At 75.1% G+C, this 14364-nt stretch carries 16 protein-coding genes and 1 riboswitch; of the genes, 2 read left to right on the forward strand and 14 right to left on the reverse strand.

Features of this window, described 5'->3' with window-relative positions:
* Nucleotides 1–2: 2 nt before the first annotated feature.
* From cobC to Q8R60_02565, 13 genes are read right to left on the reverse strand one after another with little or no spacing between them, the layout of a single operon-like run.
* Complete coding sequence (gene cobC, locus Q8R60_02505; protein ID MDP3711342.1) at nucleotides 3–1007, reverse strand: Rv2231c family pyridoxal phosphate-dependent protein CobC; 1005 nt, start codon at nucleotides 1005–1007, stop codon at nucleotides 3–5.
* The gene (locus tag Q8R60_02510; GenBank protein ID MDP3711343.1) at nucleotides 1004–1921 is read right to left on the reverse strand and encodes a sirohydrochlorin chelatase; all 918 of its coding nucleotides are present in this window, start codon (nucleotides 1919–1921) and stop codon (nucleotides 1004–1006) included. The genes cobC and Q8R60_02510 overlap by 4 nt, the downstream gene beginning before the upstream one ends.
* Nucleotides 1918–2505 (reverse strand): precorrin-8X methylmutase, encoded by a 588-nt coding sequence (locus Q8R60_02515; protein ID MDP3711344.1) that lies wholly within the window; start codon nucleotides 2503–2505, stop codon nucleotides 1918–1920. The genes Q8R60_02510 and Q8R60_02515 overlap by 4 nt, the downstream gene beginning before the upstream one ends.
* Nucleotides 2493–3254: a uroporphyrinogen-III C-methyltransferase gene (cobA, locus tag Q8R60_02520; protein MDP3711345.1), complete on the reverse strand. Its 762-nt coding sequence runs from the start codon at nucleotides 3252–3254 to the stop codon at nucleotides 2493–2495. The genes Q8R60_02515 and cobA overlap by 13 nt, the downstream gene beginning before the upstream one ends.
* Entirely contained in the window at nucleotides 3251–3427 is a 177-nt protein-coding gene (locus Q8R60_02525; protein ID MDP3711346.1) for a 4Fe-4S binding protein, read from the reverse strand. Before Q8R60_02525 ends, cobA begins: the two co-directional genes overlap by 4 nt.
* Complete coding sequence (gene cobJ, locus Q8R60_02530) at nucleotides 3424–5067, reverse strand: precorrin-3B C(17)-methyltransferase (protein ID MDP3711347.1); 1644 nt, start codon at nucleotides 5065–5067, stop codon at nucleotides 3424–3426. The genes Q8R60_02525 and cobJ overlap by 4 nt, the downstream gene beginning before the upstream one ends.
* The gene (gene cbiE / locus Q8R60_02535; protein MDP3711348.1) at nucleotides 5064–6251 is read right to left on the reverse strand and encodes a precorrin-6y C5,15-methyltransferase (decarboxylating) subunit CbiE; all 1188 of its coding nucleotides are present in this window, start codon (nucleotides 6249–6251) and stop codon (nucleotides 5064–5066) included. The genes cobJ and cbiE overlap by 4 nt, the downstream gene beginning before the upstream one ends.
* A complete protein-coding gene (locus Q8R60_02540; GenBank protein ID MDP3711349.1) occupies nucleotides 6248–7354 on the reverse strand; it encodes a cobalt-precorrin-5B (C(1))-methyltransferase in 1107 nt (368 codons plus the stop codon). The genes cbiE and Q8R60_02540 overlap by 4 nt, the downstream gene beginning before the upstream one ends.
* Nucleotides 7351–8151 carry a precorrin-4 C(11)-methyltransferase gene (gene cobM, locus Q8R60_02545; protein MDP3711350.1) on the reverse strand — a complete coding sequence of 267 codons (801 nt, stop codon included), beginning with the start codon at nucleotides 8149–8151 and terminating at the stop codon, nucleotides 7351–7353. The genes Q8R60_02540 and cobM overlap by 4 nt, the downstream gene beginning before the upstream one ends.
* Nucleotides 8148–8873, reverse strand: a complete 726-nt coding sequence (gene cobI / locus Q8R60_02550; protein ID MDP3711351.1) for a precorrin-2 C(20)-methyltransferase — start codon at nucleotides 8871–8873, stop codon at nucleotides 8148–8150. Before cobI ends, cobM begins: the two co-directional genes overlap by 4 nt.
* The gene (locus Q8R60_02555; protein MDP3711352.1) at nucleotides 8864–10219 is read right to left on the reverse strand and encodes a cobyrinate a,c-diamide synthase; all 1356 of its coding nucleotides are present in this window, start codon (nucleotides 10217–10219) and stop codon (nucleotides 8864–8866) included. Before Q8R60_02555 ends, cobI begins: the two co-directional genes overlap by 10 nt.
* Complete coding sequence (cobO, locus tag Q8R60_02560) at nucleotides 10213–10815, reverse strand: cob(I)yrinic acid a,c-diamide adenosyltransferase (protein ID MDP3711353.1); 603 nt, start codon at nucleotides 10813–10815, stop codon at nucleotides 10213–10215. The genes Q8R60_02555 and cobO overlap by 7 nt, the downstream gene beginning before the upstream one ends.
* A 27-nt stretch (nucleotides 10816–10842) precedes the next feature.
* A complete protein-coding gene (locus Q8R60_02565; GenBank protein ID MDP3711354.1) occupies nucleotides 10843–12846 on the reverse strand; it encodes a putative cobaltochelatase in 2004 nt (667 codons plus the stop codon).
* A gap of 52 nt (nucleotides 12847–12898) precedes the next feature.
* A riboswitch (cobalamin riboswitch) is annotated at nucleotides 12899–12969 on the reverse strand.
* 144 nt (nucleotides 12970–13113) lie between these two features.
* Here Q8R60_02565 and Q8R60_02570 point away from each other — a divergent pair.
* Both Q8R60_02570 and Q8R60_02575 read left to right on the forward strand, forming a co-directional pair.
* Nucleotides 13114–13398, forward strand: coding sequence for an MSMEG_0570 family nitrogen starvation response protein (locus Q8R60_02570; protein ID MDP3711355.1), 285 nt, complete (start codon nucleotides 13114–13116; stop codon nucleotides 13396–13398).
* A gap of 52 nt (nucleotides 13399–13450) precedes the next feature.
* Nucleotides 13451–13615, forward strand: a complete 165-nt coding sequence (locus Q8R60_02575) for a hypothetical protein (protein MDP3711356.1) — start codon at nucleotides 13451–13453, stop codon at nucleotides 13613–13615.
* Between the two features lie 9 nt (nucleotides 13616–13624).
* Here Q8R60_02575 and Q8R60_02580 read toward each other — a convergent pair whose 3' ends face one another.
* Nucleotides 13625–14236, reverse strand: a complete 612-nt coding sequence (locus Q8R60_02580; protein MDP3711357.1) for a LysE family translocator — start codon at nucleotides 14234–14236, stop codon at nucleotides 13625–13627.
* Between the last annotated feature and the right edge of the window lie 128 nt (nucleotides 14237–14364).

The following is a 14364-nucleotide window of genomic DNA, read 5'->3' on the forward strand; positions in this document are numbered from 1 at the left end:
GCTCAGAACGCGGCGAGCACGGCCCACAGCGCGGCGACGAGGCGGTCGCTCGCGGCGCGGTCCCGCACGGCCACCCGGAAGTGGTCGGGACCGAGTCCCGGGAAGGTGTCGCCGCGGCGGACCGCGATGCCGAGGTCGCGCAGCCGGTCGCGCACGTCGGGGTGCCCGGGAACCTCGCAGAGCAGGTACGGCGCCTCCGACCCCGCCGTCACCGTCACGCCGAGGCCCCGCAGCAGGCCCTCGAGCCGCCACCGCTCCTCCGCCGTGGCGCGCGCCGCGTCGTCGGCCTCGGCCAGCGCCGCGGGCGACAGGCACGCGACGACCGCCGCGAGCGCCGGGGTGCTGACCGGCCACAGCGGCTGGGCGTCGCGCAGCCGCGCGACGAGCTGGGGGTCGGCGAGCAGGTAGCCGACCCGCAGCCCGGCCAGCGCCCACGTCTTGGTGAGCGAGCGCACGACGACCAGCCCGGGCAGGTCGGCGCGCCCCGCGACCGACGCGGTCTCCCCCGCCACCGCGTCGGCGAACGCCTCGTCGACGACGGTGACGCGCCCCGGCCGGCACAGCGCCGCGACGTCGTGCACGAGGCCGGTCGGGTTGGTGGGGTTGCCGACCACCACGAGGTCGGCGTCGTCGGGGACGACCAGGGCGTCGTACGGCGCAGCGAGCACCACCTGCTCCACCTCGTGACCCGCGGCGCGCAGTGCGGCCTCCGGCTCGGTGAAGCCCGGGTGGACGACGACGGCGCGGCGCGGGGTCAGTGCGCGGGCGAGCAGCACGAAGGCCTCCGCGGCCCCCGCGGTGAGCAGCACGTCGTCGGTGCTGCGGGCGTGGCGGCGGGCGACGGCGGCGACCGCGTCGCCCTGCACGGGGTAGCCGCCGAGGGTGTCGAGCGAGCGGGCGAGCACGTCGCGCAGCCACGGCGGCGGGGCGCTGCCGCGCACGTTGACGGCGAGGTCGAGCAGGCCGGGCGCGAGCTCGGCGTCGCCGTGGAACCGCAGGTCCGTCACGGGTGCGCGTGGTCCCCGTGGTGGTCCCCGTGACCGTGGCCGTGCGTCCCGTGGCCGTGCGGGTGGGCCGGGTCGTCGGGGTGGTCGTGCGGGGTCTGCGGCTGGCCGACCTTGGCCTCGAAGCCGGGCAGCGCGACGCGGTAGGCGCAGGTGTCGCAGTTCATCCGCAGGTCCGCGCCGCCGATCTCGGCGTGGCGCTCGAGGACGAGCTCGGCCAGGGCCGCGCCCGGGCCGATGAGACCCGCGCAGTGCAGCTCGACGTCGCGGTCGGCCGCCCACGCGGTCGCCTGGGTGACGATCCGGTCGGGCAGCACCCCCGCGAACAGGAAGTAGGGCAGGACGACGACGCGGGAGTAGCCGAGGGCGGCGCAGCGGTCGAGCGCGGCAGGCACCGACGGCTCGGCGAGGCTGATGAACGACGTCTCGACGGTGCCGATGCCACGACCCTCGAGCAGCAGCCGAGCGGTCTTCGCGACCTCGGCGTTGGCGTCGGGGTCGGTGGCGCCGCGGCCGACGAGCACGACCGCGGTCGCCGGCCACAGGTCGCGGGCGACGACGGCCTCGAGGCGCGCCTCGAGCTCGCCGAGCAACAGCGGGTGCGGGCCGAGGGGGCGGCCGTAGCGGAAGGCGAGACCGGGGTGGCGCAGCTTCTCCCGCTCGAGCGCCGCGGGGATGTCGCCCTTGCTGTGGCCGGCGGCGACGAGGACGAGCGGCACCACGTCGACCGAGGTGTGGCCGGCGGCGACGAGCCGGGCGACCGCGTCCTGGATCGGCGGCGGCGCGAGCTCGAGGAAGCCGCCTTCGATGTCGAGGTGCGGGGCCCGCTTACGGACCACGTCGACGAGCTCGGCGAACTGCGCGACCCCGTCGGCGTCCTTGGTGCCGTGGCCGATGACGAGCAGGGCGCGGCTCACGAGAGCCCTTCGGCGTAGAGCAGGGCGTTGAGCGCGGCTGACGCCACCGCCGAGCCGCCCTTCTCGCTGACGTTGGACACCGCCGGCAGGCCGCTGTCGCGCAGCGCCGCCTTCGACTCCGCGGCCCCGACGAAGCCGACCGGCAGGCCGATGACGAGTGCCGGCGCGGCGTCGAGCTCCAGCAGCCGGAACAGCGCGGTGGGTGCGCAGCCGACGACGTAGACCGCGCCCGGTCCGGCCAGGGCCGCGGCCTCCTCCAGTGCGACCGCGGAACGGGTCAGCCCGTCGCGGGCGGCGGCCTCGCGGACCCGGCACAGCGCCGAGACCCGGGTGATGCCGGCGGCGACCATCTCGACGTCGGCGACGACGGGGGCGCCGTCGGCCAGGGCTCGTCGGGCCGCCTCGAGCAGGGCCTCGTCGGGCAGCACGAGGTCGGTCGCGTAGTCGAGGTCGGCGCTGGCGTGCACGACGCGCTCGACGACCGCGCGCTGCAGCGGCGGCAGGTGGGACAGGTCGAGGCGCGATCGCAGGATCGTCATCGACTCCGCCTCGATGGGATGGATCGTGCGGGTCAGTCGAACCACCTCAGGGTCTCTCGCAGGGACACGACCTCACCGACGACGGTCGCGACGGGGGCCTTCAGGCCGGCGTCGGCGACGTCGGCGGCGAGCTGGTCGAGGGTGCTGACGACGACCCGCTGGTCGGGGGTCGTGCCGCGCTCTATGCAGGCCGCGGGGGTCTGCGGGTCGCGGCCGTGACGGACCAGCCCGGCGCAGATCAGCGCGAGCCGGTCGTGGCCCATGAGGATGACCAGAGTGCCCGGCCCGGTGGCGAGCGCGCGCCAGCGCACGGTGCTCGCCGGGTCGTCGGGGTCGAGGTGACCGGTGACGACGCAGACGTCCTGCGTGGTGCCCCTGGCCGTGACCGGGATGCCGGCGTACGCCGGGGCCGCGATGGCGCTCGTGATGCCCGGCACGACCTCGAAGGCGACGCCGGCGTCGACGAGCGCGGCGGCCTCCTCCGACCCGCGGCCGAAGACGAAGGGGTCACCGCCCTTGAGCCGCACCACCCGCCGACCGGCCTGCGCGTGGGCGACGAGCTGCGCACTGATCTCCTCCTGCCGCGGCGCGGTGCCGGTCCAGGAGGTCTTGCCGACGTCGACGACCTCCGCGTCCGCGCGGACGTGGGCCAGCACCTCGGGGCTGACGAGCCGGTCGGTGAGCACGACGTCGGCGAGCCCGAGCAGCTCGGCGGCGCGCAGCGTCAGCAGCCCCGGGTCGCCCGGACCCGCCCCGACCAGCGCGACCGTGCCGGGGGCGAACTCCCGGCTCACGCGCCGACCAGCCGGACGAGCGCGTCGCGCGGGCAGACCTCGACGCACTCGCCGCAGTCGGTGCAGCGGTCGGCCCGGACCTGCAACGGCAGCGACGGCACGATCGCATGCGACGGGCAGGTCAGCAGGCAGGCACCGCAGGCCGTGCACTCGTCGGTGACGAGGTAGCTCACGCCCACCGGTAGCCCCGCGGGGTGACGAAGCGGCCGCCGACGACGACCGACTGCGACGACCCGACGACGACGCAGGCGTACATCGTGACGTCCTCGACGTCGAGCTCCCCGAGGGTCGTGAGCACGACGGTCTCGTCGGGTCGGGAGGCGTTGGTGACGATGCCGACCGGGGTGCTGGCCGGTCGGTGCTCGAGCAGCATCCCGACGGCCTTGGCGAGCTGCCAGTCGCGACCCCGGCTGCGCGGGTTGTAGAAGGTGACGACGAGGTCGCCCTCGGCCACGGCCCGGACCCGCCGCTCGATGGCCTCCCACGGCGTGTGCAGGTCAGAGAGGCTGACCGAGGCGTGGTCGTGACCGAGCGGTGCGCCGAGTAACGACGACGCGGCCAGGGCAGCCGTCACGCCGGGCACGCCCACCACGTCGATCGTGTCGTCGGCGACCTCGAGGGCCGGCGAGGCCATCGCGTAGACCCCGGCGTCGCCGCTGCCGATCAGGGCGACCGCGTGGCCGAGCCGGGCCTCGGCGACGGCGCTGTGGGCCCGCTCCTCCTCCTTGCCGAGGCCGGTCACGAGCATCCGGGTGCCGGGGCGGGCGAGGTCGCGCACCTGGTCGACGTACTGGTCGAGGCCCACCCACACCGACGCGCGGCGCAGCTCGTCGGCGGCCCGCGGGGTGAGCAGGTCACGAGCTCCCGGGCCGAGCCCGACCAGCGCGAGCCGACCCCGCGGGGCGCGTCGCGCCACTGCGACCGTGCCCATCGCGGACTTCTGCTTCTCCACGACCAGCGCGCCGTGCAGCGACGCGGCGGCCTCGGCGACCGACGGGGTGCCGAGCACCTTCAGCGGCTCGTCACTGGGGTTGGGGACCGTGACCGTCGCGAGCTGCTCGGCCGGGTGGGTGACGAGCTGCCAGCCGCGGCGCGCGCACAGCTCGAGGAGCCCGGCCTCGTCGGCCTTCGCCTCGACGGTCGCGACCAGCGCGACCGAGCTGGCGGACAGGCCGGCGTCGGCGAGGGCGCGGTCAACCAGGTCCTCGAGCTCGTCGGCACCGACCCCGCGGGAGGCCCCGATCCCGAGCACCAGCGACGGCGGCCGCAGCACAGCGGTCAGGGGGTCGAGAGCGACGAGCCGGTCGGTGACCGCCACGACGTGCTCGCCGTCGTCACCGACGGGTAGGGGCGGCAGCGGCCAGGTCGCGTCGGCGACGAGCTGCACCGGCTCCCCGTCGAGCATCGCTCGACTGACGGTCGCGACCGCGCCCTCGACCGGCCAGCCGAGGGTGTCGAGACCGGGCAGGCCGACGGCATCGGTCGCGGTCGTGACGACGGCCGTGGTGCCGAGCAGCTGCGAGACGGTGTGGGCGAGGTCGTTGGCCCTGCCGCCGTGCCCGCCGAGCACCGGCACCGCGAAGCGCAGCGCCTCGTCGACGCACACGATTCCGGGGTCGACGTCCTTGCCCTCCAGCAGCGGGGCGAGCAGCCGGACGGTCGCGCCGGTGGCGAGGAAGCAGACGAGCGCGTCGCACTCGCGCCAGGCGGTGGCGATCTCGCGGACGTCGTACGACGTGGTCTGCCCGAGCCCGCCCGCCAGCCGCTGGGCGGCGCTGCGACCCGCGGCGGTGGTGGTGACGAGGCCGATCACGTGAGCACTCCGGACACGACGAAGACGGGGTTGGTGGGCGCGAGGCGGTGCGCGCCGGCGAGCGGCACGAGCCGCTGCGCCTGCAGCATCACGGCCTCGGTGTCGTAGCCGACGAGCGCCTCGATGGTCGGCACGACCCGCTCGAGCGCGGCGACCGCGACGACGACGCGGCGGGGCCGGCGGGCGGCGACCGCGGCGACGACCTCCGGCCCTCCCCCACCGACGAAGACGGCGTCAGGGTCGGGCAGGACGGCGAGGACCTCGGGGGCGACACCGACGACGACCTGGACCGGCACGTCGTGGAGCGCCGCGTTGACCTCGGCGCGCGCGGCCTGCTCCTCGTAGCGCTCGACGACGACGACGGCCGCGCCGAAGCGGGCGCACTCGATGCCGACCGAACCGCTGCCGGCACCGACGTCCCAGACGAGCAGGCCGGGGCGGGGCGCGAGCCGGGCCAGCACGTGGGCGCGCACCTCGGACTTCGTGACCATGCCGTCGCGGTGCTGGAAGGCGTCCTCGGGCAGGGCCCAGCCGTCGGGGACGCCGAGGCCGCCGAGGCGCCACGGCATGGGGGCGTCGGCCTCGTCGTCGTGCAGCGGGTCGGTGACGATGACGACGTTGGGCTCGAGCCAGTCGTCACGCGCCGCGGCCTCCTCCGCGCTGAACCAGCCGGTGCGCTCGTCGGCCTCGCCGAGCCGCTCCGCGACGAACAGCACCCGGTCGGGCCGCTGCGCGAGGGCCTCGCCGAGCTCGCGCGGGCCGGACCCGGGGGCGGTGAGGACCGCGGTCTTGCGCGAGCGGCGGCAGGTGTTGACGGCCAGGCGCAGGTCGCGGCCGTGGGCGCTGACCACCTCGGCGTCGTCCCAGCGCAGGCCCGCGCGGGCGAAGGCCACGGCGACGGACGTGAGAGCGGGGACCACCTCGGGAGTGGCGCCCGCGGACCGCAGCCGCCGCACGATGCCGAAGAAGCCGGGGTCGCCGCTCGCGACCACGACGACGGGGCCGTCATGACCGACCGCCTCGGCCACGGCCTCCCGGACGTCACCCATGACGACGGTGCGCGCCCCGGCGGGCACCGGCACCGCGTCGAGGTGGCGCTGCCCGCCGACGACGAGAGTGGCCCGCTCGAGCCGGTCGAGGGCGCGCGGGGACAGCTCCCCGTCGTAGCCGATGACAGTGATCACGCGGCGGTCACCCAGTCCTCTCGGGTCGCGGCGACGACGCGGCGACCGGTGAAGTCCACCATCGCGACCTCGGCGGTGAGGGCGCCCTCGGTGAAGCGCTGCAGCACGTCCTGCACGGCCTCGCACAGCCGGTCACCGGCGACCCGCAGCACCCCGGCGGTCTCCCACAGCTCGTAGGCGTGGCGGGCGGTGTTGGCCTCGCGGACCGCGGCGGCAGTCGTCGGCTCGAGGTCGGCCAGCACGTCGAGCGGCACCTTCGAGCGGGTGTAGTGGGTCATGACGACGCCGCCCGCGAGCTTGGCGAGCTTGCCGACCATCCCGACGAAGACGACCTGCGACAGGCCGAGCTCGACCGCCCGGCGCAGCGCCGCCCCGGTGAAGTCGCCGACCTCGACGAAGCAGACGTCGGGCAGGTCGGGCAGCAGCGCCATCGCGCCCTTCTCGGTGCGGCCACCGGTCGCGAGCACCAGCGTCGGCAGGCCCTGCGCGGCCATGACGCCGACGGCCTGCACGACGGAGGCCCGCCACGACTCGGTGGAGAACGGACGCACGACGCCGGTGGTGCCGAGGATGGAGATGCCGCCGAGGATGCCGAGCCGTGCGTTGGTCGTCTTCTTCGCGCGCTTCTCGCCGTCGGGGACCGACACCTCGACGCGCAGCCCGCGGTCGGTGACCTCCCGGACGGCCTGCGTGATCATCTCGCGCGGCACCGGGTTGATGGCCGGCCCACCCACCTCGAGGCCGAGGCCCGGCTTGGTGACGGTGCCGACCCCGGTGCCGGCGTGCAGGGACAGCTCGTCGGCCCAGGAGACCGTCACGGTGAGGTGCGCGCCGTGGGTGACGTCAGGGTCGTCGCCGGCGTCCTTGACCACGACGGCGGTCGCTTCTGTGGCGCCGAACGAGCACTCCTCGACGGCGAAGGAGACCCGCTGACCGCTCGGCAGCGCGACGTCGACGTGCTCGACCGCGACCTGGTCGCGCAGCGCCAGCGCGGCGGCCTTCGCCGCGGCGCTGGAGCAGGTGCCCGTGGTCCAGCCCGACCGCAGCGGGCCGGTGCGGACCTTTGCGGTGCGCGGCAGGTCCGGCTCCCTGATCTCGCTCATCGCGAGGCCTTCAGCGCGGCCCGCGCCTCCTGCGACTCCACCTTGCGGTGCTCGTGGAAGTGACCCGGGTGGTAGAGGTGCGACCGCGTGCCCTGGCTCGCGAGCGCGGGTCCGACCAGCACCAGCGTGTGCTTGTAGAGCTTGTGCTCCTTCACGCGGTCGGCCAGCTCGCCGAGCCGGCACTCGAAGAGCAGCTCGTCCGGCCAGGTCGCGGCATAGGCGACCACGCACGGGGTGTCCTCGTCGTAGGACCCCGCGAGCAGCTCGGTCTGCAGCTGCTTGGTCCGCGCGGCCGACAGGAACAGGCACATCGTCGCGCCGATCTCGGCGTAGGCCCGGACCGTCTCTCGCGGCGGCATCGGCGTCTTGCCGCCCTCGAGGCGGGTGAGCACGACCGACTGCGCGACCTCGGGGATGGTGAGCTCGCGCTGCACGAGCGCCGCGACCGCGGAGAAGCTGCTGACCCCCGGGATGACCTCGGTGGCGAGGCCGAGGGAGTCGCACAGCTCCTTCTGCTCCTGGGTACCGCCCCACAGCGCCGGGTCTCCGGAGTGGATGCGCGCGACCCGCAGGCCCTCGCGCGCGGCCCGCTCGTAGTGCCCGGTGATGCCCTCGAGCGAGTGCTCCGCGGAGTTGACGACCACCGCGTCGGGCCGGGCGTGCTGAAGGACGTCCTCGTGCACGAGCGACGCGGCCCAGATGACGATGTCGGCCTCGGCGATGCGCTGCGCCCCGCGCAGGGTGATGAGGTCGGCCGCGCCCGGGCCCGCCCCGACAAAGCTCACGAGCCCGGTCACAGCTTGCCTCCACGGGTGGTGCGTCGAGCGGGGACGATGACGGTCGAGAGGTACGCCGCCTCGGCGGGCGCGTCGGCGAGCGGGCCGACCTGCTGGTCGGGCAGGCCGAGGGCCGAGCCGAAGACCGCGTCGTCGAGTCGGCCGTGCCGGGCCAGGACGTCGCGCAGCCTCGCGACGTGGCGACCGCCCTTGTAGGCGACCACGCTGTCGAAGTGGGTGAGCGCCTCCTCGAAGGCCTCGAGCCCCGCGGTCAGCGGCAGCAGCGCGAGCGACTCGGTGCCCTCGCACAGCACGGTGCCGGAGCGGCTCGCGAGGTCCTGCATCGCGGTGATGCCGGGCACGGTGTCGACCTCGACCTCGGGCAGCCGCTCGCGCACCGCGTCGGCGAGGTAGGTGAAGGTGGAGTAGACGGCCGGGTCGCCGATGGTCGCGAAGGCCACCGTCCCGCCGGTCGACCGCAGGTGGTCGGCGACCGCGTCGGCGGCGTCCTCCCAGGCCTGTCGGCGGGTGTCGGTCGCGCCGCCTCGGTCGTCGAGGGCGAAGACCAGCCGGGTGATGCGGTCGTGGTCGACATGGGCCCGGACGGTCGCCTCCGCGCGGCCCTGCTCGTCGGCGTCCATCACGGGCACCACGACGAGGTCGGCCTCGCGCAGCACGCGCACGGCTTTGACCGTCACGAGCTCCGGGTCGCCCGGGCCCACTCCCACTCCGGTCAGGCGCATCGGGCAGCCTCCACGAAGCGCGTCGCGATGCCCGGGATCCCAGCCCAGTGCAGGTGGAGGTACGACGCGTGGACCGCACCTGCGACGAAGCCCTCACCGTTGGCCCACGCTCCGCCACCGACCGGGTCGACCTGGGTGCGATGGAACTCGTGACCGGTGACCGGCAGGTCGCCGACCCACGACGCGACGGCGGCCTTCGTCTCGCGGTAGCCGAGGGTGAGGCTGTCGGTCATGCGTGCGGTCGCCGCGACGACACCGCACATCGGCAGCCCGTCGAGCTCCTCGCAGAGGTAGAGCAGGCCGGCGCACTCGGCCGCGATCGGCGCGCCGGTCGTGGCCAGGGCGGCGATGTCGGCGCGCAGGGTCGCGTTGGCCGACAGCGCCGCCGCGTGGACCTCGGGGAAGCCGCCACCGATGACCAGGCCGCGGGTGCTGGCGGGCAGATGGGCGTCGCGCAGCGGGTCGACGGTGACGACGTCGGCGCCGGCCGCGGTGAGCAGCTCGGTGGTCTCGGCGTAGGAGAACGTGAAGGCCGCTCCCCCGAAGACCGCGACGACCGGCCGGGTCGGCGCTGATCCTCCGGAGGATGTGGCGATCACGCCCGCCTGCGCCCCGTCAGTGATCGCCACATCCGGGGACCAGGGCAGCGCGTCGAGCGGCCCGGCAGAGCGGGCCACGGCGAGCAGGGCGTCGAGGTCGAGGGAGGCCTCCGCGAGCAGCGCGAGCCGGTCGACGACGGCCAGCGCCTCCGCGGACCGCTCGGCGGCCGGCACCAGACCGAGGTGGCGCGACGGCACCTCGATGCCGGCGTCGCGGCGCAGCACACCCAGCACGGGCACGTCGCCGAGCGCCTCGCGCAGCAGCGCCTCGTGACGGTCCGAGCCGACCCGGTTGAGGACGACGCCCGCGAGGCGGACGCTGTCGTCGTACGACGTGAAGCCGTGCACCAGCGCCGCGACCGAGCGCGACATCGACGACGCGTCGACGACGAGCACGACAGGTGCGTCGAGCAGCCGCGCGACGTGGGCGGTCGAGCCGAAGGCGGTCGCACCGCGCCCGTCGAAGAGGCCCATGACGCCCTCGACGACCGCGACGTCGGCGTCGCGCGCACCGTGGAGGAACAGCGGCGCGACGAGGTCCTCGCCGACGAGCACCGGGTCGAGGTTGCGGCCGGGCCGGCCGGTCGCGAGCGAGTGGTAGCCGGGGTCGATGTAGTCGGGGCCGACCTTGTGCGGGCTGACGGCCAGGCCGCGCCGGCGCAGCGCCGCCATCAGACCAGTGGCGACGGTGGTCTTGCCGGCACCGGAGGACGGGGCGGCGAGGACCAGGCGGGGCGCGCTCACCACTCGATCCCCCGCTGGCCCTTCTGCCCGGCGTCCATCGGGTGCTTGACCTTGCGGGTCTCCATGACGAGGTCGGCGACCTCGAGCAGCCGCGGGTCGGCGTCGCGGCCGGTGATCACGACGTGCTGCGTGCCGGGGCGGCTCGCCAGCGTCTCGACGACGTCGTCGACCGACACCCAGCCCCACGTCATGGGGTAGGTGAACTCGTCGAGGACGTAGAAGCGGTAGGTCTCCGCGGCGAGGTCGCGCTTGACCTGCTCCCAGCCCTCGAGGGCGTTGGCGGCGTGGTCGTCGTCGGTGCCGGCCTTGCGGGTCCAGGACCAGCCCTCGCCCATCTTGTGCCAGGCGACGGTGCCGCCCTCGGCGCTGTCGCCGAGGACCTTCAGGGCCTGCTCCTCGCCGACCTTCCACTTCGCGCTCTTGACGAACTGGAACACACCGATCGACCAGCCCTGGTTCCAGGCCCGCAGGGCCATCCCGAAGGCCGCGGTCGACTTGCCCTTCATCTCGCCGGTGTGGACCACGACGAGCGCGCGGTTGCGGCGCTGGCGGGTGGTGAGGCCGTCGTCGGGGACCTCGGTCGGCTGTCCTTGTGGCATCAGGCGATCCTCCGGATCGACGGCATGTCAGGCCGCCTTCACGACGCGGGTGAGCGACTCGGCGGAGAGCTCCTCGAGCCGGATCGCGCGACCGACCTGCTCGCCGAGCCGTTGGGCGAGCCCGAGCCGCACCGGCCCGCTCTCGCAGTCGACGACGACGACCGTCGCGCCGGTCGCGGCGAGGTGCGCGGCAGCCAGCTCGGGCGACGGGCCTGAGGTGTGCCGGCCGTCGGTGACGACGACGACGAGGGCCCGCCGCGCGGGGTCGCGGACGGCCTCGACGCGCAGCAGCTCGGCGGCGCGCAGCAGCCCGTCGGACAGCGGGGTGCGGCCACCGGTCGGCAGGACGCGCAGCCGGGCGACGGCGGCCTCGACGCTCGCGGTCGGCGGCAGGACCAGCTCCGCGGCACTCCCCCGGAAGGTCACCATGGCGACCTTGTCGCGCCGCTGGTAGGCGTCGGTGAGCAGCGACAGGACCGCGCCCTTCACCGCGCCGGTCCGCTGCCGCGCGGCCATCGAGCCGGACGCGTCGACGACGAAGAGCACGAGGTTGCCCTCCCGCCCTTCGCGGACCGACTCGCGCAGGTCCTCACGTCGTACGACGAGCAGGTCCTGACGACCGCGGGCCCGCTGGTGGGGGGCCGCGGCGCGCAGGGTCGCCGTGAGGTGGACGCCGCGGACGGGACCGCGGGGCAGGCGGGCGCCTGTGGTCTGGCCGGTGCCGCCCTCGGTGCGCGAGCGACGGCCCGCCGCGCCGCCGCGGCGGTTGACCCCGTCGACGGTGAGCGCGACCGCCTTGTAGGCCTCGTCCGCCTCCGCCGTCCGCTCACCCGCGCTCCCCTGGCCGCGCGACGTCTGCTCGGCGTCCGAGGCGGCCGCTCCCGGGTCGGCGGACGTCGTCGCAGGACCCTCGTCGGACGTCTGCCCGGGTCCCACCGCGGCGTCGTCCGGGTAGGCGGACGTTGCGGACGGTGGGGTGGGAGGGGGCGTGGGGTCCGGATCCGGGTCGGTGTCGTCGGGGGTGACCGAGGACAGGGCGTCGTCGAGCTGCTGCTCGTCGAGACCGGGGGCCTCGAAGGGCGTACGACGGCGACGGTGCGGCAGGGCGAGGCGGGCCGCGGTGCGCACGTCGTCGGTGGTGACTTCGTCGCGGCCGTCCCAGGCGGCGAGCGCGATCGCGGCCTTCGCGGTGACGAGGTCGGCACGCAGGCCGTCGACGTCGAAGGCCGCGCAGACGGTGGTGATCTCGCGCAGCGCGCGGTCGGACAGGACGACCTTGGGCAGGTGGTCGCGGGCCACCGCGATCCGCTCGGCCAGCGCCGCGTCGTCGGCCTCCCAGTCGGCGGCGAAGCCGGCCGGGTCGGCCTCGAAGGCGAGCCGGCGGCGCACGACGTCGGCGCGCTCGACCGGGTCGCGGGTCGCCGAGACCTCGACGGTCAGGCCGAAGCGGTCGAGCAGCTGCGGACGCAGCTCGCCCTCCTCCGGGTTCATCGTGCCGACGAGCAGGAAGCGCGCGCCGTGGCGGACCGAGACGCCCTCGCGCTCGACGTAGGACGTGCCCAGCGCAGCGGCGTCGAGCAGCAGGTCGACGAGGTGGTCGTGGAGCAGGTTGACCTCGTCGACGTAGAGCACCCCGCGGTGCGCCGCGGCGAGCAGGCCCGGCTCGTAGGCCGTGACGCCGCTCGTCAGCGCCCGCTCCAGGTCGAGCGAGCCGACCAGGCGGTCCTCGGAGGCACCCACGGGCAGCTCGACCAGCCTGGCCGGACGCGTGGCCGCTTCGACGTCGACGTGCGGGCCGTCGGGGCAGGTGGGGTCGGGGTCGGCCGGGCCGCAGGAGAAGCGGCAGCCCGCGACGACCTCGACCGGTGGGAGCAGCGCGGCGAGGGCGCGCACCACGGTCGACTTCGCGGTGCCCTTCTCGCCTCGGACCAGCACGCCACCGACGGCCGGGGAGACGGCGTTGACGACGAGGGCCAGCCGCAGGTCGTCGAGCCCGACGACGGCGGAGAAGGGGTAGAGAGGCGCGCTCACGCAGTGGTGCCTTCCTGGGGGTCCGCGCCCCGGGTGGTCGGGTCGACGGCGGGAGTGTCTGGCTTCCCCGGATCGAGGGGGATCACAGTGGCGGGACCGCGCCGGACTCGCACCGGCTTCCTCCGTGCCGTCGTCGGCTCCCCCGACCCTATCGCCCGGCTCCCTCACCGGGCAGGGCGGCAAGGCGCAACGCCACCGAGACGGCACGACACGAGACGGTGATGTGACCGGCACCTCACGGACACCCCGGCTCGTCAGCCTGAGCGAGTGGGCGACGACGGGTCCGGGTTCGCCGTCAGGTGGCCGGACGGCAGCGACGAGCAGTGCCACACGCCCTCGTCGGCCGTGCGCTCGCTGCTCGTCCATGACGCCTGCTATCCGGTCGCAGAGTTCGTCGACCTCAGCCGCGCGGCATTGATGCGGGCGTCCCAGCAGGTCGAGCGCCGCTGGGGCTTCCCGTGCCCGCAGGCCCACGCGCAGCTGGCCGCGCTGGAGCGCCACGCCTCGCAGTTCGACCCCGATGCCCCGGTACGCGTCCTCTACCTGCCCTGACGCTCACCCGGTCGGGTGACGTCGCGCTGCCCGGAGGCTCGTTGTCCCGGGCATGACCGACCTGCGCACCGACCCGCTGCTCGCCCGCTGGCCCGGCCTCGAGGCCGCCGTCACGAGCGTCCACGCCCGACGGGTCCGCGACGAGGCGACGGCCGCAGCGATCCGCGCCTACCTCGAGAGCGGCACCGACAGCCACGAGGTCGACGTACGCCTGTAGTGCCGGCCGCTAGTGCTCCGTGGCCAGCCGCAGCCCCATGCCGACCAGCACCACGCCGGAGACCTGCTCGATGCGGCGCCGCACGGATGGCCGCTGCAGGACGTGGCGCACCCTGCCGAGCAGCGCGACGTAGCCGAGCAGCCACGCCGTGGCCATCGCCATGAACGCCACCGACAGCACCGCCGTCTGCGGGCCGACCGGGCGGTCCGGGTCGACGAACTGCGGCAGGAACGTCAGGAAGAACACCGCCACCTTCGGGTTGGTGAGGTTGGTGAGCAGCGCGGTCCGGTAGGCCCGCTCGAGGCTCACCGGTGCCGGGGCTACGTCGGGCTCGTCGCGGGCGCGTCGGGCGGCGAGCAACGACGACGCACCGAGGTACAGCAGGTAGCCGGCACCGACGTAGCGCAGCACCGTGAACGCGGTCGCCGACGCCGCGAGCAGCGCCGACAGCCCCAGCACGGCGAAGGCAGTGTGGAGCAGCCCACCGTTGACCAGCCCCGCGACCGTGACGACACCGGCCCTTCGCCCGTGCAGCAGCACCTGGCGCGTAACGAGCGCCATGTCGACCCCCGGCACCACGATCACGGCCAAGCTCACCAGGAAGAACGCGCCGAGGTCCACGCAGCCAAGAACACCACGGGAGTACGACGGGTTGCGTGCCCGCGCCGCGAGCTCAGCACATCCGCTGGTCCGGTGCCGGCGGCACCTGCCGCGGAATCGTCACCAGCAGCGACGAGCTCGCGCTCAGA

This window comes from Mycobacteriales bacterium (assembly GCA_030697205.1).
Lineage (GTDB): Bacteria > Actinomycetota > Actinomycetes > Mycobacteriales > SCTD01 > JAUYQP01.